The sequence below is a fragment of the Paenarthrobacter ilicis genome (assembly GCF_016907545.1).
GTDB lineage: Bacteria > Actinomycetota > Actinomycetes > Actinomycetales > Micrococcaceae > Arthrobacter > Arthrobacter ilicis.
In genome coordinates, this window is sequence record NZ_JAFBCD010000001.1 from 171,902 (window position 1) to 196,396 (window position 24,495).

The 24,495-nt window shown below is 63.2% G+C and carries 25 protein-coding genes; 17 read left to right on the forward strand and 8 right to left on the reverse strand.

Annotated elements, in window-relative coordinates; genetic code table 11:
- Positions 1-6 precede the first annotated feature (6 nt).
- The 6 genes from lysS (at position 7) to JOE60_RS00835 (ending at position 8,421) form a co-directional block, all read left to right on the forward strand.
- Positions 7-1,536: a lysine--tRNA ligase gene (gene lysS / locus JOE60_RS00810; RefSeq protein WP_167269292.1), complete on the forward strand. Its 1,530-nt coding sequence runs from the start codon at positions 7-9 to the stop codon at positions 1,534-1,536.
- Between the two features lie 2 nt (positions 1,537-1,538).
- The gene (locus JOE60_RS00815; RefSeq protein ID WP_167269290.1) at positions 1,539-1,712 is read left to right on the forward strand and encodes a hypothetical protein; all 174 of its coding nucleotides are present in this window, start codon (positions 1,539-1,541) and stop codon (positions 1,710-1,712) included.
- Positions 1,713-1,840: 128 nt separating this feature from the next.
- On the forward strand, positions 1,841-2,167 hold the full coding sequence (locus JOE60_RS00820) for a histone-like nucleoid-structuring protein Lsr2 (RefSeq protein WP_167269289.1): 327 nt from the start codon (positions 1,841-1,843) through the stop codon (positions 2,165-2,167).
- Positions 2,168-2,456: 289 nt separating this feature from the next.
- Complete coding sequence (locus tag JOE60_RS00825) at positions 2,457-4,949, forward strand: ATP-dependent Clp protease ATP-binding subunit (RefSeq protein WP_167269287.1); 2,493 nt, start codon at positions 2,457-2,459, stop codon at positions 4,947-4,949.
- Positions 4,950-5,050: 101 nt separating this feature from the next.
- Complete coding sequence (locus JOE60_RS00830; protein ID WP_167269285.1) at positions 5,051-6,259, forward strand: glycosyltransferase; 1,209 nt, start codon at positions 5,051-5,053, stop codon at positions 6,257-6,259.
- Between the two features lie 65 nt (positions 6,260-6,324).
- Positions 6,325-8,421 (forward strand): S9 family peptidase, encoded by a 2,097-nt coding sequence (locus tag JOE60_RS00835; protein ID WP_167269283.1) that lies wholly within the window; start codon positions 6,325-6,327, stop codon positions 8,419-8,421.
- Positions 8,422-8,516: 95 nt separating this feature from the next.
- On the opposite strand, the gene JOE60_RS00840 is transcribed toward JOE60_RS00835, so the two are convergent.
- Complete coding sequence (locus JOE60_RS00840; protein ID WP_167269281.1) at positions 8,517-9,026, reverse strand: amino-acid N-acetyltransferase; 510 nt, start codon at positions 9,024-9,026, stop codon at positions 8,517-8,519.
- A gap of 512 nt (positions 9,027-9,538) precedes the next feature.
- On the opposite strand from JOE60_RS00840, the gene dhaK reads away from it, so the two are divergent.
- The 6 genes from dhaK (at position 9,539) to JOE60_RS00870 (ending at position 12,868) form a co-directional block, all read left to right on the forward strand.
- Positions 9,539-10,540: a dihydroxyacetone kinase subunit DhaK gene (gene dhaK / locus JOE60_RS00845; protein WP_167269279.1), complete on the forward strand. Its 1,002-nt coding sequence runs from the start codon at positions 9,539-9,541 to the stop codon at positions 10,538-10,540.
- Between the two features lie 2 nt (positions 10,541-10,542).
- Positions 10,543-11,196, forward strand: a complete 654-nt coding sequence (dhaL, locus tag JOE60_RS00850; protein ID WP_167269277.1) for a dihydroxyacetone kinase subunit DhaL — start codon at positions 10,543-10,545, stop codon at positions 11,194-11,196.
- Entirely contained in the window at positions 11,193-11,888 is a 696-nt protein-coding gene (gene dhaM, locus JOE60_RS00855; protein WP_167269275.1) for a dihydroxyacetone kinase phosphoryl donor subunit DhaM, read from the forward strand. The genes dhaL and dhaM overlap by 4 nt, the downstream gene beginning before the upstream one ends.
- A gap of 89 nt (positions 11,889-11,977) precedes the next feature.
- The gene (locus tag JOE60_RS00860) at positions 11,978-12,154 is read left to right on the forward strand and encodes a CsbD family protein (protein ID WP_167269273.1); all 177 of its coding nucleotides are present in this window, start codon (positions 11,978-11,980) and stop codon (positions 12,152-12,154) included.
- Positions 12,155-12,242: 88 nt separating this feature from the next.
- Positions 12,243-12,503 carry a DUF4235 domain-containing protein gene (locus JOE60_RS00865; protein WP_167269271.1) on the forward strand — a complete coding sequence of 87 codons (261 nt, stop codon included), beginning with the start codon at positions 12,243-12,245 and terminating at the stop codon, positions 12,501-12,503.
- 2 nt (positions 12,504-12,505) lie between these two features.
- Positions 12,506-12,868, forward strand: coding sequence for a VOC family protein (locus JOE60_RS00870; RefSeq protein ID WP_167269269.1), 363 nt, complete (start codon positions 12,506-12,508; stop codon positions 12,866-12,868).
- A gap of 30 nt (positions 12,869-12,898) precedes the next feature.
- Here JOE60_RS00870 and JOE60_RS00875 read toward each other — a convergent pair whose 3' ends face one another.
- Positions 12,899-13,423, reverse strand: coding sequence for a VOC family protein (locus tag JOE60_RS00875; protein WP_167269267.1), 525 nt, complete (start codon positions 13,421-13,423; stop codon positions 12,899-12,901).
- 85 nt (positions 13,424-13,508) lie between these two features.
- On the opposite strand from JOE60_RS00875, the gene JOE60_RS00880 reads away from it, so the two are divergent.
- Positions 13,509-14,294 carry an AraC family transcriptional regulator gene (locus tag JOE60_RS00880; protein WP_167269258.1) on the forward strand — a complete coding sequence of 262 codons (786 nt, stop codon included), beginning with the start codon at positions 13,509-13,511 and terminating at the stop codon, positions 14,292-14,294.
- A 7-nt stretch (positions 14,295-14,301) separates the two neighbouring features.
- On the opposite strand, the gene JOE60_RS00885 is transcribed toward JOE60_RS00880, so the two are convergent.
- Entirely contained in the window at positions 14,302-15,252 is a 951-nt protein-coding gene (locus tag JOE60_RS00885; RefSeq protein WP_167269256.1) for an HhH-GPD family protein, read from the reverse strand.
- A 125-nt stretch (positions 15,253-15,377) separates the two neighbouring features.
- Here JOE60_RS00885 and JOE60_RS00890 point away from each other — a divergent pair, with 125 nt between their 5' ends.
- The 4 genes from JOE60_RS00890 to JOE60_RS00905 all read left to right on the forward strand — a co-directional run bounded on the left by JOE60_RS00890 (position 15,378) and on the right by JOE60_RS00905 (position 18,847).
- Positions 15,378-16,085 (forward strand): hypothetical protein, encoded by a 708-nt coding sequence (locus JOE60_RS00890; RefSeq protein ID WP_167269254.1) that lies wholly within the window; start codon positions 15,378-15,380, stop codon positions 16,083-16,085.
- 131 nt (positions 16,086-16,216) lie between these two features.
- Positions 16,217-17,641, forward strand: coding sequence for a glycosyltransferase family 2 protein (locus JOE60_RS00895; protein ID WP_167269252.1), 1,425 nt, complete (start codon positions 16,217-16,219; stop codon positions 17,639-17,641).
- 43 nt (positions 17,642-17,684) lie between these two features.
- Entirely contained in the window at positions 17,685-18,431 is a 747-nt protein-coding gene (locus JOE60_RS00900) for a hypothetical protein (RefSeq protein ID WP_167269250.1), read from the forward strand.
- Positions 18,428-18,847 (forward strand): response regulator transcription factor, encoded by a 420-nt coding sequence (locus JOE60_RS00905; protein WP_167269248.1) that lies wholly within the window; start codon positions 18,428-18,430, stop codon positions 18,845-18,847. The genes JOE60_RS00900 and JOE60_RS00905 overlap by 4 nt, the downstream gene beginning before the upstream one ends.
- 2 nt (positions 18,848-18,849) lie before the next feature.
- Here JOE60_RS00905 and JOE60_RS00910 read toward each other — a convergent pair whose 3' ends face one another.
- The 5 genes from JOE60_RS00910 to JOE60_RS00930 all read right to left on the reverse strand — a co-directional run bounded on the left by JOE60_RS00910 (position 18,850) and on the right by JOE60_RS00930 (position 24,330).
- Positions 18,850-19,683: a response regulator transcription factor gene (locus JOE60_RS00910; protein ID WP_167269246.1), complete on the reverse strand. Its 834-nt coding sequence runs from the start codon at positions 19,681-19,683 to the stop codon at positions 18,850-18,852.
- Between the two features lie 162 nt (positions 19,684-19,845).
- Positions 19,846-20,922 (reverse strand): DNA integrity scanning diadenylate cyclase DisA, encoded by a 1,077-nt coding sequence (gene disA, locus JOE60_RS00915; RefSeq protein ID WP_167269244.1) that lies wholly within the window; start codon positions 20,920-20,922, stop codon positions 19,846-19,848.
- 181 nt (positions 20,923-21,103) lie between these two features.
- Positions 21,104-21,727, reverse strand: a complete 624-nt coding sequence (locus JOE60_RS00920; protein ID WP_167269242.1) for a Pr6Pr family membrane protein — start codon at positions 21,725-21,727, stop codon at positions 21,104-21,106.
- Between the two features lie 48 nt (positions 21,728-21,775).
- Positions 21,776-23,149: a DNA repair protein RadA gene (radA, locus tag JOE60_RS00925; RefSeq protein WP_167269240.1), complete on the reverse strand. Its 1,374-nt coding sequence runs from the start codon at positions 23,147-23,149 to the stop codon at positions 21,776-21,778.
- A gap of 53 nt (positions 23,150-23,202) precedes the next feature.
- Positions 23,203-24,330: an FUSC family protein gene (locus JOE60_RS00930; RefSeq protein WP_167269238.1), complete on the reverse strand. Its 1,128-nt coding sequence runs from the start codon at positions 24,328-24,330 to the stop codon at positions 23,203-23,205.
- Positions 24,331-24,495 lie beyond the last annotated feature (165 nt).

Genomic DNA, 24,495 nt, shown 5'->3' on the forward strand with positions numbered 1-24,495 from the left:
AGGACTGTGACTTCCGCAAACACCGCAGCCCAGAACACCTCAACAGAGCCCATCGATGCCAGCGAGCAAATGCGCATCCGTATGGACAAGCGCGCCAAGCTGATCGAGAGCGGCACCGAGGCGTATCCGGTGGGCGTTGAGCGGACCCACTCCCTGGGCGAGATCCGGGAAAAGTACTCACACCTTGAGGCCGATGAGACCACTGGCGACACCGTGGGTGTGACCGGCCGCGTGGTGTTTGTTCGCAACACCGGCAAGCTGTGTTTCGCAACCCTGCAGGAAGGTGGCGTGGACGGCAAGGGCGTTCGCCTGCAGGCCATGCTGAGCCTGGCCAACGTGGGCGAGGAAGCACTGGCCAACTGGAAGTCCCTGGTTGACTTGGGCGACCACGTCTTCATCAAGGGTGAAGTCATTTCCTCCCGCCGTGGCGAACTCTCCGTGATGGCTGATTCCTGGTCCATGGCTTCCAAGGCGTTGCGTCCGTTGCCCGTGCTGCACGCGGAACTCAACGAGGAAACCCGCGTCCGGCAGCGCTACGTGGACCTGATGGTCCGCGATGAAGCGCGTGAAATGGTGTACAAGCGTGCCGCAATTACCCGATCTGTGCGGGACACCTTGGACAGCCATGGGTATGTTGAGGTGGAAACACCCATCCTTCAGTTGGTTCACGGTGGCGCCAGCGCGCGCCCCTTCGAAACGCACATGAATGCATTCGACCAGAAAATGACGCTGCGGATCGCCACGGAACTGTTCCTGAAGCGCGCTGTGGTGGGTGGCATTGACCGCGTGTACGACATGGGCCGCGTTTTCCGCAATGAGGGAGTGGACTCAACCCACAGCCCCGAATTCACCACGTTGGAATGCTACGAGGCATGGGCAGATCAGTTCGTCATGGCCGAACGCATGAAGGAAATCATCCTGAATGTTGCCGACGTTGTGGGCACCCGGACCGTACAAACCGATGCCGGTGAGATTAACCTCGACGGCGAATGGGCTTGGGTTTCGGTGTACCCGGGACTTTCCGAAGCGGTGGGCGTGGAAATTACGCCCGACACCACCGAGGACGAGCTGCTGGCAATTGCGGCCAAGCACGATATCAAGGTGGACTCAAAGTGGGATGCCGAAAAACTGGTGGTGGAACTGTTCGGCGAAATCGTGGAGCCCACCCTGATCAACCCCACATTCGTCTACGACTATCCGCCCTCCGCGCAGCCCCTGGCCCGCCCGCACCGTGAAGACGGCCGGATCATTGAGGCCTGGGATTTGATTATTGGCGGTATGGAACGTGGAACGGCGTTCTCTGAACTTATTGATCCGGTAATTCAGCGTGAGCGTCTCACGGAGCAGTCGCGCCGTTCCGCCGCCGGAGACGACGAAGCCATGCAATTGGATGAGGACTTCCTGCGCGCCCTGGAATATGGAGCCCCGCCCATGGGCGGTATCGGTTTGGGTATCGATCGCCTGGTGATGCTATTCACCGGTGCAGGTATCCGCGAAACCATTCTTTTCCCCCTGCTGAAGCCCGAAGGACACTGATCATGGAGTACATCGCAGTCCTGGCCCCCTCCATTGTGGTGGGCTTGATCTTCTGGTTCGCCATGAAGTCGATCTTCAATGCCGATAAATCGGAACGCCAGGCAGAAGCGGCTGCGCAGGCCGAAGCTAATTTGAAAAATACCGGTCCGGTTCCTGAGGGTCCTTCACCTGAATAGCAGGTAATTGGCTAACAACCCACAGAGAATCCAAATGTGCTTTGACGCGCATGCTTGCTGTGACAGATAATCGAAATAGGAACCCGGGGAATTTCTGATTATCCAACCCTCCAAATGAGAGGCAACACATGGCACAGAAAGTAAAAATCATCCTCGTCGATGACCTGGATGACGGCGCAGCGGACGAAACTGTCCGCTTTGGACTTGATGGCGTGAGCTACGAGATGGACCTGTCCACCGCCAACGCAGCAGCACTCCGTAAAGCCTTGGAACCTTACGTGGCCAAGGCCCGCAAGACCTCCTCCGGCCGTGCAACCCGTGGCCGCTCCACCGCGGCCCGCAGCCAGGATTCAGCACAAATCCGCCAGTGGGCCCGGGATAACGGTTACACGGTCAACAGCCGTGGACGTATTCAGGCCGAAATTCAGGAAGCCTACCAAAAGGCCAATTCCTGATTCATCGCCCTAATGCCCCGGCAGCTGATGCCGGGGCATTGGTCTTTTAACTCCGGAAGTGCGGGTGGCAACCTTGCGCTCCCCATCAGCGGCATGCCGCACGGGGTAACAGCACTGCGGCAGCCCAATGAAGGGAACCTGGCAGCATGTCACCGTCCGTGATCGGGGTCAAGGGGAAGCGGGCTGTTTATTCCGCAATACCGTCATGTTTCCCCTGTGGCGAACACGCCCCAAAATTCGTGCTCCTGCACGTAGAGTCAAAGTACGTCGTAGCTAGGAGTGTGGCGAAATGTTTGAGAGATTTACGGACCGTGCCCGTCGCGTGGTCGTCCTTGCCCAAGAAGAGGCACGGATGCTCAACCACAATTACATCGGTACCGAGCACATCCTCTTGGGGCTGATCCACGAGGGTGAAGGCGTTGCAGCCAAGGCGCTCGAGTCCCTGAGCATTTCGCTCGATGGTGTTCGCGAGCAGGTGCAGGAGATCATCGGTCAGGGCCAGCAGGCTCCTTCCGGTCACATCCCCTTCACGCCGCGCGCCAAGAAGGTGCTGGAGCTCTCGCTCCGCGAAGCGCTGCAGCTCGGCCACAACTACATCGGAACCGAACACATCCTGCTCGGCCTCATTCGCGAAGGCGAAGGCGTGGCCGCGCAGGTACTGGTGAAGCTGGGTGCTGACCTGAACAGGGTCCGCCAGCAGGTCATCCAGTTGCTGTCCGGGTACCAGGGCAAGGAAACTCCCGGCAGTGGTTCCGGTCAGGGCCAGCCCGAGGGCACCCCCGCTGGTTCGGTGGTACTGGACCAGTTCGGGCGCAACCTCACCCAGGCTGCCCGTGAGAACAAGCTTGACCCTGTGATTGGCCGCGAGCAGGAGATGGAACGCGTCATGCAGGTCCTCTCACGCCGTACCAAGAACAACCCTGTTTTGATCGGTGAGCCCGGCGTCGGTAAGACGGCCGTCGTCGAGGGCCTTGCCCAGGCGATTGTCCGCGGCGATGTCCCGGAGACCATCAAGGACAAGCAGCTGTACACGCTTGACCTTGGTTCGCTGGTTGCCGGCTCCCGCTACCGTGGTGACTTCGAAGAGCGCCTGAAGAAGGTCCTCAAGGAAATCCGTACGCGCGGTGACATCATCCTGTTCATCGATGAGATCCACACCCTGGTGGGTGCTGGTGCTGCTGAAGGCGCCATCGATGCTGCTTCCATCCTCAAGCCGATGCTTGCCCGTGGTGAACTCCAGACCATCGGTGCAACCACCCTTGACGAGTACCGTAAGCACATCGAAAAGGACGCTGCGCTCGAGCGTCGTTTCCAGCCCATCCAGGTCAAGGAGCCCTCTGTTGCGCACGCGATCGAGATCCTCAAGGGCCTGCGCGACCGCTACGAGGCACACCACCGCGTAACGATCACCGACGGCGCCCTCGCCTCGGCAGCGCAGCTGGCCGAACGCTACATCTCGGACCGCTTCCTTCCGGACAAGGCGATCGACCTCATCGATGAAGCGGGCGCACGCCTGCGCATCCGCCGGATGACCGCTCCGCCGGAACTCAAGGCCATGGATGAGCGCATTGCCGACGTGAAGATGGAGAAGGAATCTGCCATCGACGCCCAGGACTTTGAGGGTGCTGCCTCGCTGCGCGACAAGGAGCAGAAGCTCATTGCCGAACGCGCAGAAAAGGAACGCACATGGAAGTCCGGCGGCATGGACGACATCTCCGAGGTTGACGAGGACCTGATCGCGGAAGTTCTTGCGAACTCCACGGGCATCCCGGTCTTCAAGCTCACCGAGGAAGAGTCCTCGAGGCTCCTCAAGATGGAAGACGAGCTGCACAAGCGCGTTGTGGGCCAGGATGAGGCCATCAAGGCCCTGTCCCAGGCAATCCGCCGCACCCGTGCAGGCCTGAAGGACCCCAAGCGTCCGGGTGGCTCGTTCATCTTCGCCGGCCCCACCGGCGTCGGTAAGACGGAACTTGCCAAGGCACTTGCCGAGTTCCTGTTCGGTGAAGAGGATGCCCTCATCACCCTGGACATGTCCGAGTACTCCGAGAAGCACACGGTTTCGCGTCTCTTCGGTGCGCCCCCGGGCTACGTGGGCTACGAAGAAGGTGGCCAGCTGACCGAGAAGGTCCGCAGGCGTCCGTTCTCCGTTGTCCTGTTCGACGAAGTGGAAAAGGCCCACGCGGACCTCTTCAACTCGCTGCTGCAGATCCTGGAAGACGGCCGACTGACCGATTCCCAGGGCCGCGTGGTGGACTTCAAGAACACCGTGATCATCATGACCACCAACCTTGGTACCCGCGATATCTCCAAGAGCGTGGCAACGGGCTTCCAGTCCGGCACGGACACCCAGACCGGCTACAACCGGATGCGGGCCCGCGTGACGGAGGAGCTCAAGCAGCACTTCCGCCCCGAGTTCCTCAACCGTGTTGACGACGTCGTGGTGTTCCCGCAGCTGACGCAGGACGAGATCATCGAGATCGTGGACCTGTTCGTGACCCGCCTGGAGCGTCGACTCAAGGACAAGGACATGGGCATCGAGCTCACGCCCGCCGCCAAGGTTCTGCTGGCCACGCGTGGTTACGATCCCGCCATGGGTGCGCGGCCGCTGCGCCGCACCATCCAGCGCGAGATCGAGGACCAGCTGTCCGAGAAGATCCTCTTCGGTGAGATCCACGCCGGTGACATAGTGGTGGTGGACGTTGACGGCGAAGGTGACGAGGCCAAGTTCACTTTCGAGGGCAACGCCAAGCCGCGTATCCCGGAGATCGCTCCGACCGCATAAGGCCTTGGCCTGAGCAACAGTTCATCAGCAGATGCCCCGCCCATTCCGATCGGAGTGGGCGGGGCATTTGTCGTTCCAGCTGGACAACTGAAGGAAACAGAATGCGGATACTCATGGTGGCCCCCGGAACGCAGGGCGATGTGGCCCCGATGGCCGGCCTGGGCTGCAGGCTCCAGGACGAGGGCTATGAGGTATCCATCGCTGCCAATCCGGCGTACGCTGCGGTAGTGGTTGGCGCGGGCTGTGAGTTCAGGCCGTTGCCCGGGAACCTGGCCGAACTGATCAAGCATCCGGCACCCGGGGCCAAAGCATCTTCCGGTTCCCTGGTGACCTTCTGGCGCAAGCTGGGGGAGTACATGGAGGGCGCCGCGAAGGGTACGTTGGCGGCTGCTGAAGCAGGGGCGGACGTAATCATGGCCAACTCCGTTTCGCCGTATGCCTACGACGTCGGCGAGGCGTTGGGGATCCCCGTCCTCGGCGCCCATTTGCAGCCTACGGAGCCTAGTTCCGCCTATCCGCCCGTGCTGATGAATCTTGCCAGGAGCCTGGGCCCGGCGGGCAACAAAATCTTCGGTGAGCGGGCTGCTGCGGGTCCGGCACCGTATGACGCTCCCTCCGCGAGGATCCGTAAAACCCTGGGCCTCGGCACGTTGGGCAGGGCTGCTGCGGAACGGCAGCGGAGGAACGCGCATGCCACCACGCTTTTCGGCATCAGTCCCACTGTTCTGCCCCGGCCGTCGGACTGGCATCCCGGGCTCACCATGGCCGGCTACTGGTGGCCGCACGAAGACCCGGACTGGACGCCCTCCGATTCCCTGGTGGACTTCCTGAGTGACGGTCCTCCGCCGGTCTTTGTGGGGTTTGGCAGCAGTGCGGACATTGATCCCGGGTTCATTCTGCAAGCCACCCGCCGGGCCGGGGTCCGGGCTGTGGTGCAGGGAGCCGATGCCGTTCTGGGCGATGATGCGATGGGAGTTGGAAGTGTTCCGCACCAGTGGCTCTTCCCGCAAATGGCGGCAGTAGTTCACCATGCTGGATCCGGGACCACGGCCGCCGGGCTGCGTGCGGGTGTTCCGGCTGTGGGTGTGCCGGTCTACACGGATCAACCCTTGTGGGCCTCCAGGATTGCGGCTTTGGGTGCGGGGCCGCGGCCCGTTCCGTACAAGAAACTCAGCCCCCAGCGGTTGGGTGACGCCATAGCGAAAGCCGGCAGGTCGGCGTCGTACGCCCATCACGCCCGGCGGGTGGCTGCGGCTCTGGCGGCAGAGGACGGCACCGCCGCAGTGCTGCGGGCGCTTCGGAATATCTGAAACTACTGTTTCACTATTAGTGAACCTCTCTGTGATTCGCGGCACAAAGCGGGTTGAATCGGAGCATGGACTCCGCTAAAAATGCCGCCGCTGATCAGCAACCCGAAACGCCCTTCCACGATCTTGACCACTACCTCGCCATCCCGCGGGTGGGTGGCCTGACCATGAGCCCCGATGGCCGGCGGCTGGTCACGGTGGTTACGACGCTCAATGGCAAGGGTACGGAATTCGGCAGCGCACTCTGGGAGTTGGATCCTGAAGGACGGAACCCGGCCCGCCGGATCACCCGGAGTTCCAAAGGTGAAGCCGGTGCCGTCTTTTCTGCCACGGGGGACCTCTACTTCACTTCGGGTCGCCCGGACCCGGAGAATCCCGACGCCGACCCCGTGAGCGCCCTCTGGCTGCTGCCGGCTGGTGGGGGTGAGGCCCGGGTGGTGTGCTCGCGCGCCGGCGGTGTCGGCTCAGTGATGGCCGCGCAGGCTGCGGATGCAACCTTCGTGACAGCTGAGGTTCTGGCGGGATCCACCACTGAAGAGAACGACGAAGAACGTCGCAAAAACCGCAAGGACAACAAGGTCTCGGCAATCCTCCACAGCAGCTATCCCATCCGCTACTGGGATGCCGATCTGGGCCCCGGCCAGCCCCGCCTGTTTGCCGTGGAGAAGGGTGAAGAGGCCCAGCCGGGCAAGCCCTCCACCGTAGATGCCACGCCGCCGCCTACCCTGCGGAACCTGACGCCCGACGTCGGCGGTTCCCTGCGCGAGGCGAAAACCGTGGTGAGCCCCGACGGAAAAACCATCTACACCAGCATGACAAAAGCGCTGGCCAAGGCTGACAGCCGTGAGGTGCTGGCCGCCGTCGACGTCGCAACCGGGACCATCAAAGTACTGCTGGACCAGCCGGGGATGAGCTATTTCCCCGGCCCCGTCAGCCCGGACAACCGGACGCTGGTGGTGGAGAGCGAAAGCGACACCACTCCCACCCAGGCTCCCCTCGTCAAGCTGCACTTGCTGGACGTCGCCGACGGCGGTGAGCCCAAGCCGCTGGCACACCACTGGGACCGCTGGGCAACGGCGCTGGCTTGGCTTCCGGACGGCAGTGCCGTCCTGGTCAAAGCGGACGACGACGGCGCGGCGCCGGTCTTCCGCGTCGACCTCGCCGACGGGAGTGTCACCAGGGTGACGCAGGACGCGGCCGCCTACACCGACGTCGTGGTGGCACCCGACGGAAACACCGCCTACGCGCTGCGGAGCTCCTACGAATTTCCCACGGAAGCCGTCCGCATCGATCTGGCCACCGGCGATGTTGTGCGTTTGCAGGCACCGGCCGAGCGTCCTGTGTACAAAGGTCGCCTTGAGCGCGTAGAGGCAACGGCCGACGACGGCGTCAGGGTGCCCGCGTACCTGGCGCTTCCGGAGGGGGCCTCGGCGGAGAACCCTGCCCCGTTGTTGTTGTGGATCCACGGCGGCCCGCTCAATTCATGGAATGCCTGGACCTGGCGGTGGAACCCGTGGCTGATGGTGGCCAAGGGGTACGCGGTCCTGCTGCCGGATCCCGCGCTGTCCACCGGGTATGGCCAGGACTTCATTCAGCGTGGGTGGGGCGAGTGGGGGAAGAAGCCGTACACGGACCTCATGGCCATCACCGATTCCGTGGTGTCCCGGGACGACATTGACCAGACCCGGACCGCGGCGATGGGCGGATCCTTTGGCGGGTATATGGCCAACTGGGTTGCCGGCCAGACCGATCGCTTCAAGGCAATCGTAACCCACGCCAGTTTGTGGGCCTTGGATCAGTTCGGTCCTACCACCGACGCCGCCCAGTACTGGCTGAAGGAAATGACCGAGGACATGGCGATGGAGAACTCGCCGCACCGTCACGTTAGCAACATCAAGACGCCCATGCTGGTGATCCACGGCGACAAGGATTACCGGGTTCCGATCGGCGAGGGCTTGAGGCTCTGGTACGAGCTCCTGTCCTCCTCGCAACTGCCGGCCGATGAGAACGGGCAGAGTCCGCACCGCTTCCTCTATTTCCCGGATGAGAACCACTGGGTATTGCAGCCGCAGCATGCCAAGGTTTGGTACGGCGTGGTGGAGCACTTCCTGGCCAAGCAGGTTCTCGGCCAAGATGTGGACGTCCCGGAGGTTCTGGGCCTTTAGCCCCTCTCTCACGTCCCGTCGGGTTGTGGGGGTTGCTCTCTCACGTCCCGTCGGGTTGTGGGGGTTACTCTCTCACGTCCCGTCGGGTTGCTTCTTCAGAGCTCCCTGATCATGCGGGTATTGCCCAGGGTGTTCGGCTTGACCCGGGCCAGGTCCAGGAACTCGGCCACACCTTCGTCATGGGACCGCAGGAGTTCGGAGTAGACCGCGGGGTCAACGGCCGATTGGTCAGCCATGACCTCGAATCCGTGGCGCTTGAAGAACTCCACCTCAAACGTCAGGCAGAACACCCTGCTGACGCCCAAGGCCTTGGCCTCTTCGAGAAGGTTCTCCACCAGGACGTGCCCTACTCCGCGGCCGCGCCACGAGTCCGAGGCTGCCAGCGTGCGGATTTCCGCCAAGTCTTCCCACATCACGTGCAGGGCCCCGCAGCCGATGACTTCGCCGTCGCTGGATTCGGCAATACGGAATTCCTGCAGGCTCTCGTAGTAGGCCACCGTTTCCTTGGCCATGAGGATCCGTTCCTCTGCCAGAGGGGCTACGAGCCTCTTGATCGCTGCCACATCGCTGGTTCGGGCGGGACGGAGGCTGAAGGTCGAATTCACTTCACCATCCTAACGAGCCGCAGCCGGGTTGGGATGTGAGTGAGGAATGGCGGGTGGGGGTTGGGATGTGAGAGAGGAATGGCGGGTGGGGGTTGGGATGTGAGAGAGGAATGACGGGTGGGGGTGGGGATGTGAGAGAGGGATGGGGGTTTATTTTTCTAAATTTGATGGATAAACTTGAGGTGCCAGCTGGGGGAGCTTCCATCACATCGGTCACATCGAGAGAAGATCATGCAGTCCCACGCGTCGTTTCCAGATGGTTCAGCACCCCGTGTCACGTTTCCGGACATTTCGGCCTTCCACATCGAGGTGACGCCTGGGGCGCCCCCACAGGAAGGCCCGTGGCCCTACGAAAGGCCAGACGCCCGGGACCTTTTCTCTGCTTTTTGGCCGGACTGCCAAGCCAGCGGAGAGGAACCTCTTCCCCGTTAACTCCCGGCCGAAGGTCTACCGTGGCCCGGGCCGCCGGTAGTAGGGTCAGAGCACCAGCCACAGCACGCCAGGAGCATCCCATGAAAAAGCTCATCAATGATCCACGCGCCGTAGTGGACGAGTCCGTTGAAGGATTCGGCATGGCCCATGCCGACATTGTGGACGTCCACCCCGACCCCAAGTTCGTCGTCAGGAAGGCCGCACCGGTGGCGGGCAAAGTCGCCCTCGTTTCCGGTGGCGGCAGCGGCCATGAGCCGTTGCACGCCGGTTTCGTTGGACTGGGAATGCTCGACGCCGCGGTGCCGGGCGCCGTCTTCACCTCGCCAACGCCGGACCAGATCATCCCGGCGACAGTCGCCGTGGACTCAGGCGCCGGCGTCGTACACATTGTGAAGAACTACACCGGTGACGTCCTGAACTTCGAGACGGCCGCCGAAATGGCCCAGGCCGAGGGTGTCCGGGTGCGTTCGGTGCTGGTCAATGATGACGTGGCAGTGGAGGACTCGCTGTATACCGCGGGACGTCGCGGTGTTGGTGGCACGGTGATGGTTGAGAAGATCGCCGGAGCCTCGGCCCAGCGCGGCGACGACCTGGACACCGTCACCGCTATCGCCGAGCGCGTTGTGGCCAACGTGCGGACCATGGGCGTTGCTTTGTCCGGCTGCACTGTGCCGCACGCCGGGACGCCGAGTTTTGAGTTGGCCGATGACGAGATCGAAATCGGGATCGGCATCCACGGTGAACCCGGGCGGCACAAGATTCCCATGGAGGGCGCCGATGCCATTACGGACCGCTTGCTGGAGCCCGTCCTGGACGATCTTGCCGTGGCCTCGGGTGACAAGGTCCTCCTGTTCGTCAACGGTATGGGCGGGACCCCGCAAAGCGAGCTCTACATCGTCTATCGCCGCGCCGCGCAGGTCCTGGCCGAGCGGGGGGTCGCGGTGGAGCGATCACTGGTTGGCAACTACGTGACGTCCCTGGAGATGCAGGGCTGTTCAGTGTCCGTGCTTCGCTTGGACGACGAGATGACCAGGCTGTGGGATGCTCCCGTGCACACCGCGGCACTGCGGTGGGGAGCCTGAGCATGGGCTTGGACGTCCGATGGGCCGTTGAATGGCTGAAGCTCTCCGCCGACGCCATGAACAGCCACCGCATGGAATTGATAGAGCTGGACCGCGCAATCGGCGACTCCGATCACGGCGAAAACATGGACCGGGGCTTCCAAGCGGTTGTCGCAAAGCTCGAGGAATCACCGCCGGAGACGCCCGGTGCGGCTCTCAAAGTGGCGGCCATGACCTTGATGTCGAAGGTGGGTGGCGCGGCCGGACCCCTTTACGGGACGGCATACCTGCGCGCGTCCACCTCGCTGGGAGACGTCACGGACGTGGACGCCGGAGCCCTCGCGGCGGCCCTCGGGGCAGCCCGGGACGGTGTGGTGGCCCGCGGGAAGGCTGAGCCTGGCGATAAAACCATGATCGATGCCTGGACCCCAGCCGTTGAGGCCGCACAGAAAGCGGCCGCCGACGGCAAAGACCCAGGGGAGGTTCTGGACGCCGCCGCCAAAGCTGCCCAGGCTGGAGCCGAATCCACGGACGCGCTGGTGGCGCGGAAGGGCCGGGCAAGTTACCTGGGGGAGCGCAGCGCAGGGCACCGCGACCCTGGAGCCGCCTCAACAGCACTGCTTCTTCGGGCAGCCGCAACCGCTGCCGGCGCGGACCCGGGAGCCGGGGCCGCATGACAGTAGGGATTGTGGTGGTGTCGCACAGCAGCAAGATTGCTGAAGGTGCCGTGGAACTCGCCGCCCAGATGGCGCCCGACGTCGAACTTGTCGCCGCCGGGGGAACGGACGACGACCGGATCGGTACCAGCCTGGAGAAGGTGCTTGCCGCCGTCGAGCAGTCACTCGTTGATTCCGGTGGCGACGGGGTTGTGGTCCTCACGGACCTGGGATCGGCCGTGATGACGGCTGAATCTGCCATGGAATTCGCCAGCGATCCTGAAGCCGTGCTGCTGGCCGATGCGCCGTTGGTGGAGGGATTGGTGGCCGCTGCTGTCGCTGCCCAGGGGGGTGCCGGCGTCGAGGATGTGCGCGGGGCGGCGGAAGCCGTCACCTTCCGCGCGGGTGCGGCGGTGCCAGGTGAGCCGGAACCTGCAGGCACCGGAACCGCTGAGCCGGATGCCAGCGGAACTTTCGAACTGATCAACCCTTTGGGACTGCACGCCCGCCCGGCAGCGAAAATAGCCGGCGGCCTGTCCGGAATGGACGTCGAAGTAACCGTCAACGGGGTGGATGGCATGTCCATGATGGCGCTGATGGCGCTCGCGGCGGGTCAGGGATCAAGGCTGCACGTCGAAGCACGCGGCAAGGACGCTGACAAGGCTGTGGGCTACGTAAGGAAACTCGTTGAGGAAGGTTTCGGCGAGCTCTGACTTCACCCTGTTTTGCTCCAGATATTGCTAAGTACCCTGATTAGTGATCTTGTAGAGGTACAAGTTCCTACGATGAAAGAGGCGCGAACATGGGTGCTGACGACAAGATGGAAAATGCCGGCGAGAAGCTTGGTGGCAAGGCAAAAGAAGCTGCCGGCAAGCTGACTGACGACAAGGGACTCGAAGCCGAAGGCAAGGGTGACCAGGCCAAGGCTGACCTCAAGGGCGCAGGCGAAAAGCTGAAGGACGCGTTCAAGAAGGACTAGGAACATGGACAGGGCCGCTGCATCTTGCAGCGGCCCTGTCTTGCTTTGCGAGGCGCCGTCCCGGCGCAAGATCTTATGGAGGACGTCCGTGAACATACTGGTAAAACTGCTGGGCCTGGCCGTGAGCCTCGGCGCAGGTGCGCTGGCCAACAAGACCCTTGAGGGACTCTGGGAAAAGAGGACGGGGAAGCCCGCACCCAAAGACGGGACTGACCTGAACGACTCTTTGCCCGGTGTTCTGGTTTTTGCCGTGGTATCCGCCGCAGTCGGCGCAGTAGTCCACATCCTCACCCAACGGGGTGCCAAGAGTGCCCTGGCCCGCATGAAGAAAACAGCAAACGAGGTCTGAACATGGCTATTGCCAAGTACCCCAGCGTTGTCATCGATTGCCCCGACGCAGCAGCGCTCGCCGCCTTTTACGCGGAATTGCTCGGCTGGCGCGTATCCAACGAGAACGGCGACTGGTACGACGTGCGCCCGGAGGACGGCAGCAATTGCATCTCCTTCCAGCAAGTTGACGTGTACCAGGCACCGGTCTGGCCGGGCCAGACGCTCCCGCAGCAAATGCACTTTGACGTTGTGGTGGAGGACCTGGACAAGGGCGAGGAAGCGGTGGTCGCCATCGGCGCCACAAAGGCCGACCACCAGCCAGGTGAGACCTTCCGGGTGTTCCTGGACCCCGCAGGGCACCCGTTCTGCCTCTGCCTGAGCTAGTTCGCCCCGTACCTCGGGAAGCGACGGGGCTCAGTCGGCCTGTGCCTGCGCCTCCGCAGCCCACGCCTCAACGCGCTTGTTGCTCTCTTCTTCCGAGAGGTCTTCCACCCGGGTCATGATGGACCAGCGGACCCCAAAGGGATCGCGGATGCTTGCGTACCGGTCTCCGGATACGAACGTGCTGAGGGGCTCGCGGATGGTTGCTCCGGCGTCCTGGGCGCGTTGGACCAGCCCGTCGGCGTCCTCGCAGTAGAAGCCCATGGAGTAGCAGTCGTCCTCCCCTGCAGGCGCCGGAACCAGGTGGTATTCGGGGTTGGGTTCGCCCAGTTGAAGGTGGCCGTTGCCAAAGTCCAGTTCGGCGTGGACCACCACGCCACCCATCTCAGTTTCTCCGACCACCCGGGCCCCAAAAACGTCCCGGTAGAAGGCGATCGCGTCCTTTGCCCGTGGCACGGACAGGAACGGCGTGAGGCTGGTGAGGCCTTTGGGGATGCCGTGGACGGTGTGCTCGCCGTGGGCCGCAGTGGTGGATTCGGTGCTTGTAGTATCGGTCATGGACATCACGCTACGTGCCGGTGGCCGGTGGTGGCTTGGAGATTTGCGACAAGTTTCCCTCGGCACCATTCCCAGGGAGGCGCTCATGGAGGAGTCGTTCAAAGGCATCCTCTATCCCGCCCGGCTGCCCTCCTTCACCCGGATTCCCGCGCCGGACGCCGTAAGCCACTTGGTTCAATGGTTTTGGATTCCGCAATGGGACATCCAGCCCGGCCGATCGTCGCGGCAGCACGTGATCGCCTACCCCGCATCCAACCTGGTGGTTGAAGGCGGCACTGTGGTGTTTGCCGGTGCCAGCACACGTGCCGGTTTCCGCGATCTGAGCGGCAAGGGCTGGGCCGTGGGTGCCTTGCTGAGGCCTGCTGCCGTCCCGTTGTTCACCGACGGCCCCACTGCGCTGCTGGACACGGAAAAAACCCTGCCGCTGGAAGCGCTGCGGCTTGCAGTGGCCGCCGCGATGGAGGGGAACGACGACGGTTCCCGCCTTGGGCGGGCAGTGGACGCCTTTGCGGAGTGGCTGGCGACCGTGGACGCGGGCCTGTCCAGCGAGGCCGGGCTGGCCAACCGGATGGTGGATGTCATTGCGGAGGACCGCAGCTTGATGGCCATTGAGGACGTGGCGGCTGCTCTGTCAGTATCGCCCCGGACCCTCCAGCGCATTGCGAAGAAGTACGTGGGGTTGAGCCCGTCGGCCCTCATCAGGCGCCGCAGGTTGCAGGATGCTGCCCAGCGTGCCCGATCCGATCCAACAGCGGACCTTGCCGCGATCGCCGTCGAACTCGGCTATGCCGATCACGCGCACCTGACCAACGATTTCCGCAAATTTTTGGGTTTCACTCCGAGCAGCTACCGGCGCGAATCGGCCCCCTGACCGGCCGCTACGCGGGAAGCCGCAACCCGCCGTCGTGCAACTCCGCCAAGCCGTCCGTCAGCAGCCCGTCCAGCGCCCGCTCCAGTTGTTCCGGAGCGGAGTTGAGCCGGTGCAGTGCGGCCAGGGGGATGCCGACGCCGGAGGGTGCGTAGCCCAAATCGGCCGGCGCTTGCTCGAACATCTCGCGGGGCACCGGCGAGTCGGCCTCGCGCAGCACGGCCATCACGGCGCCGCGGACCTGGCGGTCAGTGCCGTGCCAGGACTGGCCCTTGGGGGTGTACGACGGCGGCGGCTCACCGGCCGCGAGCCAGGCGCAGCTCGCACGGACGGGACAGTCGGCACACTTGGGATTGCGGGCCGTGCAGACGATGGCGCCGAGCTCCATGACCGACGCGTTCCACCGGACCGACAGCTCCCGCTCGGCGGGGAGGAGTGCAGCGGCAAGCTTCATTTCGGCCGCCGTCAGCGCGGGTGCGGGCAGCGCCTGGCCTGAAATGAGCCGGGCGTGGACGCGCCGGATGTTGGTGTCCACCACGGTTTCCCGACGGCCGAAAGCGAAGGCCGCCACCGCTGCAGCGGTGTAGCTTCCAACGCCCGGCAGGCCCAGAAGGGAATCGTAGGTATCCGGCACCGAGCCGCCATGCTCTTCGCGGATGGCCGCGGCAGCAGCGTGCAGTCGCAGCGCCCGCCGTGGATACCCGAGCCGGCCCCAGTGCCGGACGGCTGCCCCCGAGGGCTCCGCTGCCAGATGGTCCGGGGTGGGCCAGCGTTCCATCCAGTCCCGCCACACGGGAAGGACCCGCACCACGGGTGTTTGCTGGAGCATGACTTCGCTGACCAGGATGCCCCAAGGGCTGCACTCCGGCGCGCGCCAGGGCAGGTCCCTTGCCACGGCGGAAAACCATTGGTCCAGGGCAGCGTGGAGCCCGGCCAGTTGCTGGGCGTGGGGAAGTGTCATACTGCCTCAACTCTAAGGGATTTACGCCAGGAGGCATTCACTTGTCCCACGTCACATGGTCCGTTATTGGGGCTTCGCGGCGTGGAGGTTAGGCGCCCCGGCCGCTGCGAGCCTAGCCTAGAGCCATGGCCACCAACGGTAAGCAGCAGTCCTCCGCGCGCTCAACAGCGGCGGCGAAGGGTGCTGCCCGTGGTTCGTCCAAGGCAGGCACCCCAAACAACCGCAAGCGTCCCAGCCCCGCAGTGTACCGGCGTCGTCGTCAAGTTGTTTTTGGTGGGCTCCTGCTGGTGGTTTTGTTGGTGGTGGCGGGTTTGCTGGCACTGACGGCGACGTTCGCCGGCCAATCCGAACCGGAGGCCGTTGCACCGCAAGGTGCCACCCAGGCGCCAACGCCGGGGACCGTGCCGTCGGGTACGCCAACGCCTTCGGCCTCGGCCACGCCTGTGTGCGACTTCAACCTCATGACCGTCGCGGCGAAGACTGACAAGGCAGCCTACGGCCCCGAGGAAATGCCACTGCTGACCATGACCATCACCAACGGCGGCGCTGCGCCGTGCGAGGTCAATGTGGGCACCTCCCAGATGGAGTACCTGGTGATGAGCGGCGCAGACCGTATCTTCTCCTCCAAGGACTGCCAGACTGGCGGCGTGGACCTGGTCAAAACCATCCAGCCGGGCAAGAGCGAGACCGCCAACTTCCCGTGGCAGCGCAACCGCACCCTGGAAGGCTGCGGCGTCATCAACGTCAAGCCCGGTGGTGGCGGCGCCTACTATTCCTTCGAGGCGAGGCTGGGAAACAAAGCCAGTTCCAAGGCAACTTTTCAGCTCAACTAGATGTTCTTAGCGCAACATTAAGGGCGCTTAGTAAACTCCTGTCGCGTCCTTAAGGGCACACCACCCGCAACCTTGAGCTTGGCTCCCAAGACTGTCATCAACAGCCACAGCATTCAGCGGAAGAGCCAACCATGACAGTCGTTTCGGACTCCCAACACGAAACCCCGTATTTGTCCGTCCTGCGCACAGCAGCCGAAGAGCAAAGCAGCACCCGGGCCACCATCGCCTGCGTGATCCCTGCTTACAACGAGGAAGATACGATCGCGGAGGTCCTCACCTCCCTTTTGAACCAGACCCGCCTCCCGGACGTGATCCACGTGGTCATCAACAACTCCGACGACGAGACGTTCTTCATTGCACGGGACTTCGCCGGCCCGCACGAGCGGACATACCGGGACCTGACCCAGCTGACAGAGGTTTTTGTCCACGACATTGGAGTAAACAAGGACAAGAAGGTTGGCGCACTGAACTACGGTTTCGCGCAGGTCAGCGAGAACTTCGACTACTTCCTGGGCGTGGACGGTGACACCGTGGTGGACCAATACGCCGTGGAACACCTGGAAAAGGAAATCCTGAGCGATCCCCGCATCGGTGGCATTTCAGCCATCTACACGGTGGCCGAGATGGAAAAGAAGGGCATCACCTCCAAGTTCCTGACGGCCGGCCAGCGTGCCCAGTTCGCGGCGTTCAACATGGACAACCTGCTCCGGGGCCGGAACATGGCGGTCCTGGGCGGCCAGTGCTCACTGCTGTCCATGGATGCCCTGAAGAACGTCATGGTGGACAACCGGCAGGCAACACCCTGGGTCAAGGACTCGGAAGTGGAGGACTCCCTGCTGTCCCTCCAGATCAAGAACCTAGGCTACGCCACCAAGATTTCAGCCCGCGCCCGAGCCTCCGTGGGCGGCATGACCACGTTGCGGTCCTTGGATGGCCAGCAGGTGAAGTGGAACTACGGTGCGATCGACCTCATGTGGCCCGGCCAGCGAAGCAACACTCCCGGCCAGCCGTTCCACCCCAACCTTCGGCTCAGGTGGAGCGAGAACATCTCCATGGTGTTCAACATCCTCACCCGCGTTACCTTCCTGATGCTCCTGGCGGCATCGTTGAGCATCCACGCCTACGTGTTCTACCCCGTGTGGCTTATTCCTCCGGTAGTGGCGATCATCCTGAACCTTCGCATTGCACTGTCCATCAAAGGGAAGACCGGCAAGGACATTGCGTTCGCTCTCCTGGCGTTTCCGGCCGAAGCGTACCTATGGCTCCGGATGGGGCACTTTGTGAGGGCTTGGACCAAGTTCTTTGCCCGGAATGAGACTGACAACTGGGCGGCCCAAGCCCGCGCAGAGCGTGGTGCAGGCTCTGCGCACCTCATGCCCGCGATCGTCCTGGCGGTCATCGCAGCGGGTGTCATCTTCGCCTGGTGGAACATGCCCGTGAACGTTCAATCCGCCATCCTCTCCGTTGGCTGGCCGGTCCTGTACATCACCACCATGGTCCAAACGGTGTTCATGCTCCGCAAGACCCTCCGCGGCCACCGCGGCTTCCACGCCTGAGTCGCCCTGTATTCCAGACGCCTTAAATCGAAGGACCACCCACGTGAAACCATCACACCAGCCCAAGCATCGTGCGGCCAAAGGCCCGGCAAACCAGCACACCGGCCGCACCTCCGCAGCCACCAAAGGGGCCCTGCTGCTGACCCTGGCAACCGCTTTGACCTTGTCCGGCTGCTCCTTGCCCGGGCTGCCGGGACCCACCGGCGCCCCGTCCGTGGAGCAAGCCGCTGCCGTGACTCCCACCCCGCAGGCCGAAGCAACCACTCCGGCTGCACCAGTGGCGCCCGTGGTTCCGATCATTTCCGGTGAAATGATCAAGGGCGCTGCCTCCCACAAGCTCGGCGCCGCCGGAAACCAGCTGGTCATTGACTACTGGACCACCGAGAACCCTGCCACGTGGACGGCCGCGAGCTCACCGATCATCAGGCTCAGTGCCAGCGTGGCCGGCTCGACCGAGAAGAACGCCATCAAAATTACGCGCTTCAACGCACGCATTGATGCCACGGACACCACCCTGGCCAACGACACCGGCGATTTCGCCGTGGACGCGCCGCACTCGTACTCCTCCAGCATCGTCGTCCCGGGGGAGGGGTCCCCGGCAAGCACCCGCATCATCTTCACCTTTGACCTGCTCACGGAAACCGCTCCGGGCAGCGGCGTCTTCACGCGCCAAACGGTGATGGATACGCTGACGCTGCAATACGCAGCCCCGCCTGCCGCGGTGACAACGCCGGCGCCGGCGACAGCTCCGGCAGCGGCTCCAGCTCCGGCTACGGCGGCAGTGTCATGAGCAGCCCGGCCGTGGGCGGATCCGCTGCGATTGGCCACCGCGCGGTGGTGATCGAGGACGATGCAGATATTGCGCTGCTGATCACCATCATCATGGAATCCATGGGGTACGTGGTCCGGACGGCACAAACGGGACCTGCAGGAATCCGGGCAGTCCAGGCCGTAAAACCGGCAGTGATCACCACCGACCTGGGCCTCCCTGGGATGACCGGGTTGGATGTCATCGCGGCCATCCGTGAATACAGTGACGCACCCATCCTGGTGGTCAGCGCCAACCACGACCCTGCCGCGGTGGAACTCGCGTTGCGGGCGGGCGCCAGCGGATTCCTGCCCAAGCCGTTCAGGCCGCAGGCGCTCCGCAGTCATGTGGCAGGGCTGGATCGCGGTGTTGTAACCAGTGCCCAGGGTGAGGCCTGAAATCAGTGGGAGCGGCCGGCCAAGCGGTAGCCTACGCCGCGGACAGTTTCAACCCATCGTGGGTTGGCGGCTGCGTCTCCGAGTTTCCGCCGGAGGTTGGTGATGTGGACGTGGATGGCCCGCCCGTCAGCGTTGCTCCAATATCCGTCGGGAGCTTGATCGGAGTGCAGGCTCCTGGACAGCTCGTCCTTGGTGAGCACGGTCCTCCCGTTTTTCATCAAAGCAAACAGCAGGTCGAATTCGGATCGGGTCAGCCGGAGCTCGGTGCCTGACAATTCAACCGTCCTGGTTTCCGCATTCAGGTGCAGGCCGTTGTGCTCCAAGCCGGTGGGTGCATCCGGAGCAGCCGCCGGGGACGTGCTCTCGTCCGCTGCCTCGGGAGCGGAACGCCGTGCGGGTATCCCGGGCGGGGCCGATTCTGTGGCATTCGGTGTGCTGCGGGTCCTGGGCCGGCGCAGCAAAGCTTCCACCCGGTACCTGAGTTCACGCGGCCGGAATGGTTTGGTGACATAGTCGTCAGCGCCCGCTTCAAGACCCAGAAGAGTATCGAGTTCCTGGGTCCGCGCCGAAAGAATCACAATATAGGCGTCGCTGAACTGCCTGACTTGGCGGGCTACTTCAAAGCCGTCAATATCGCCCAGGCTTAAGTCCAGGGTCACAATGTCCGGTTGTTGGGCGCGCACGCCCTCCACTCCTTCCATGCCCCTTTCAAAGGCGTGGACGGTGAAGCCTGCGGAGGTCAGGATGCCTTCCAACGCAGCGCGAATATCGGCTTCGTCTTCAATGATTACTGCCGTCCGTGTGCCGGGAGGTGTGGCCTTTGCGGATGCCTCCATGCGTGAGTCTCCTGTCGAAACAAATGTTTCAGGTGGTTTCTGCACGCTAACACTGGATGAGTGCCTATTTTTGGGTAAAGAAAATTCTTGAGGCTTTCTTGTGGGTAAGCAATGGCCACTCTTGATATTCCATGACGTTCGGCTGCCATCAAGCCGTAATACTTAGAGGAAACGGTCCAACAAGCTGGCTTCCGCCATCCGGCTCAACCCCTCGCGGACCGTCCGTGCGCGCTGGTCACCAATGCCGTCCACGGTCATGAGATCGTCAATGGTGGCTGCCATCAGGTTCTGGAGTCCGCCGAAGTAATCCACCAGACGGTCAGCAACAGCCTTCGGTACGGACTTCAGCCCCGACAGGAGCCTGTAGCCACGGGGCTGCACCACGGCATCCAGTTGTTCAACGCCGCCGGCAAAACCAATGATGTGGGCAATGCGGCTGAGGTCGATCAACTCCGTGGGGCCAAGGTTGAGGAGAGCCTGGACTGCTTCTTCGATCTCTTCCGGCGTGGTGCTGGGATCCGAATAATCCCGGATGATGACTTCGCTCCCCGGGCCGCGGCCTACCGTCAGTTCCTCCACCTGGAGGGACAGCAGGCGCCCGTCCTCACCCAGTTCCAGGACGTACTGTGCAATTTCCTCCGAGATACGGCGGACCATTTCCTGCCGCTGCAGGGTGACGGCGACGTCCCTGACGGTCACCAGGGCTTCGATCTCAAGGGCGGATAGGGAGCTGGTGACCTGGTCCAGCCTGGCGCTGTAGCGTTCAAGCGTGGCGAGTGCCTGGTTGGCGCGGGCAAGGACCTTCTCCGAGCCCTCCAGGACGTGCCGGAGTCCGTTGACGTACAAAGCAATGATCTGCATGGATTGGCTGACCGAGATCACCGGAACGCCGGTTTGGATGGCCACGCGTTCAGCAGTGCGGTGCCTGGTACCCGACTCCTGGGTTTCAATGCTGGAATCCGGTACCAATTGGACGGCTGCACGGACAATGTTGCTGGCGTCCTTGTCACAGATGATGGCGCCATCCATTTTGGCAAGCTCCCTCAAGCGGGTGGGGGAGAAGTCAATGCCGATATCGAAGCCGCCGGAACAAATGGAGTCGATGGTGCGGTCGTATCCCAGTACGATCAGCGCCCCGGTGCGTCCGCGCAGAATGCGCTCGAGGCCATCACGCAGCGGAGTTCCGGGTGCGACTCTGGCCAGGGTCGCCTTGAGCGACTCTTCCGGGCTCCGGGCCATAGGGTTTCCCTTCGAAGGTGCAAGCCATCGCTCACAGACAAGCCAAAATCAGCGCCGCCGGCGGTCCTGGAAAATGCCCCAAAGACGACAAGCACAATCATAGGGCTTACAGGCACCGTTAACCGCACCAGCAAGCCCTAAAGTGGGTCATTCCGTGATGGCCGCAAGTAACGCAAAACGGCTAGTAATCCACCTGCCGCTTCATCCGGTTCCCCAACCACATCATCCCGAGGCTGACCACGAGGAAGCCAATCGCGATGGCGGCCGCGTACACCAGAACTCCAACCGGGCCTCCCGCGCGGTCTGGGTTGATGAACCAGTAGGGATACCAGTTGACGATGGAGCCACGGATGAGGCTGTAGGTGAGGTACGCGACGGGGTAGATCAGCCAGTACCAAAGGTGCTTGAGCTGGAGCCGTGTCCGGGGAGGCTGAACCAGCCAGTCCACTACCATCACCACGGGCATCAGGTAATGCACCACAAAGTTGACCCAAGGGACCAGGGAACCAAGGTCCTCACCGGCCAGCAGGGCGCCAAAGACCAGCCCCACCACAGCCATGGCAATGGTGGCCGTGCCGCGGGTGACATCGTCAGCTTCCGACGGGCGTTTGCGGATCAAAACCCTGTACCCGCTGATCAATAAGACCAGCGCGGCAAAGATGTTGGAAAGGTTGGTGAAGTAGCTGAAGAAGTTCCAGACGTCGTAGCCCAGTCCAATGTGGACCGCCAGCTGTGTTCCCACCGCCACCAACGCCAGAATTCCAAAGAAAAAGCGTCCCCCGATAAGCACATTCCGTTTGGTCATGGGCCAATCCTTGCGGAATCCGGCGCTGTTCGGGGCCCGACACCCCGCCTAGACGATCAACAACTCCAGTGCCTCGGCCAAATGGCCGACCTCCTTCACGGAGAATCCTTCCGGGATGACGCCTGCCCCGGCGGGGCTCGCGGGAACGATCGCATGGGTGAAACCCAGCCTGTGGGCTTCCTGGATCCGCTGGTTGATTCCCGGAACGGGGCGCACTTCTCCTGCCAATCCCACCTCGCCGAAAGCAATGAGCCGCTGGGGGAGTGCCTTCCGGGACTTGGCTGAAGCAACCGCCAACGCCACGGCCAGGTCAGTGGCGGGCTCAGTCAGCTTCACGCCGCCAACGGTAGCCACGTAGGAGTCATCCTTGTGCAGCATGCATCCGGCCCGTTGCTGCAGGACCGCCAGCAGCATGGCAACGCGCGAGCTCTCCAAACCGCTGGTGGCACGCCGAGGCTGCGAGTTGGCGCTCTCCGCCAGCAATGATTGGACCTCCGCCAGCAGCGGCCTGCGGCCTTCCATGGTCACGGTGATGCACGTGCCGGAAACGGGCTCGCGGGTCCGGGAAACGAACAGCCCGCTGGGATCGGCCAACCCCTCGATCCCGGTCTCGTTCAAATCAAAGCATCCGACGTCGTCAGTGGCCCCATAGCGGTTCTTCACGGCCCGCAGCAGGCGCAACCTGGAATGGCGCTCGCCTTCGAACTGGCACACAACATCCACCAAGTGTTCCAAAAGCCGCGGCCCGGCAATGGTGCCCTCCTTGGTGACGTGGCCAACCAGCAACGTGGTCATATTGCGGCGTTTGGCCGCGGAAATGATGGAGGCGGCAACTTCACGGACCTGCGAGACGCCGCCGGCACTGCCTTCAACGTCCGCACTGCTGAGGGTCTGCACGGAGTCCACCACCAGCAGCTTGGGCTCCAGCTTCTCCACCTGGCCCAAAGCCTGGCCAAGATCCGTCTCGGCGGAAAGATAGAGGGTATGGGCGACGGCGTCTATCCGCTCCGCACGCAACTTCACTTGCGCCGCGGATTCCTCGCCCGTGATGTACAGGACATCCTGTCCGGTGCGGGCGAACTTGGCGGCGACGTCCAGCAGCAGCGTGGACTTTCCGACGCCGGGTTCCCCGGCCAGCAGGATCACGGCACCGGGGACCAGCCCGCCGCCCAGGACGCGGTCCAGCTCATCCACGCCGGTGGGAAGGAATGCGGCCGTGGTGCCATCCACCTCAGCGATCCGGCGGGCCGGCTCCAAAACGGTGGCGGCCGCCGTCGTGCGCGCAACCGTGGCGCCGTTCTCCTCAACGGTTCCCCAAGCTTGGCACTCACCGCAACGACCCACCCACTTGATGGTGGTCCAGCCACATTCTGAGCACTTGTAGGCGGGAGTTTTGGTTGCTCGGGAGGTCTTGGAAGCCATGTGTCCAAGCGTAGTGGCGGGGACTGACAGTATTAGCAACCAGGGTGTGGACCCTACAGGGCCGGCAGCACCGCGCGGGCCTCGTCCGGTTCCATTCCACTGGCCTCCAGCAGGTCCACCATGAGCGGCCGGAACAGCATCACCACCGTCTCTCCTTCCAACCTTTGGACGTCCAGCATCTTGGGGTGGAGACGTGCGGCGATGTCGGAGAGATCGTTGCGCGCGCGGCGCAGGTGAACCCGCCGGGTCCCCTCGCTCTGCTCAGCCAGGCCGATGGTCATCTCATCAATGGCCGCGGCCGTTTCCTGCAGGACCTCGGAGATGCTGTCGATCGCTTCGTCGGACAAAGCGGCGTGGTTGATGGCGCTGGTCAGGCGCCGCGCGAAAACGCGGCTGTTACGCAGGGCCAGGTCTATGTACTCCAGCGAATGTTCCAGGCCCGCGAGCTCGTCCCTGTGCCTGCGGTGGGCGGGAGCCAACGTGGCTACCTCCCCGGACGCGCGAAGGGTTTGCCGCATCCTGTCCACCAGCGGCTGGCAGTTGCGGCCGCGGATCAGGGCGTGCCAAGCCATGGTGGAATCACTCTCGATCATGGCTTTGGAGCATTCCCGCAGCACCTCAGCGAGCTCATTAAGGATCTGCTGGACGTCCTTCCGGGGTTCCCTGCGTGGATCCTTGGGCACCAAAACCGTCACCAAAAGAGCGCAGACCCCGCCCACTACGGCATCAAGGCTGCGGGTGAACGGCCCGCCTGCCGGCGCCGGCAGCAGCACCACCAACAGCGATTGCAGGCCCAGCTGCGTGGTGAAAATGGTTCCGCTGTCCAGGAACCTGGCCAAGAGGATGGAGAACAGAAGAACGACGGCGGCCTGCCAGATCCCGGCGCCCAGCCAGTGCAGCAGCAGATCACCAACAACGATGCCCAGTGTGCAGCCCAGGCCCACCTCGATCACGCGGCGCAGGCGCGGATCGCGGGAGAAGCCCAGGGCAATCAGGGATGACGTTGCCGCGAACAAGGGGCCCTGGTGCCCCAGCACATACTCCGCAAAGGCGTAGGCGCCCACCGCGCATACGGTCATCTGGATGGCGGGGGTCAGCGAGTTGCGGCTGCGCACCAGGCCGGTCCGAACCCTGGCGCGGAGGAACCTTTTACTTGCTGAGAATCCCTTCACGGCGGCCATGTGTCCCAGTCTATTTGCCCCAGGTTCCCACCACGGCAACCCGGGGGCCGCTCAAGGTGGCGCGCGCCACATAACCCAATGGTCCGCCGTCGTTCACCTTCCGTTCACCTGCCTCCGCAGATCCCGTTACCTGCACTCCTTACCTTCAATAAAGGAACACATTGG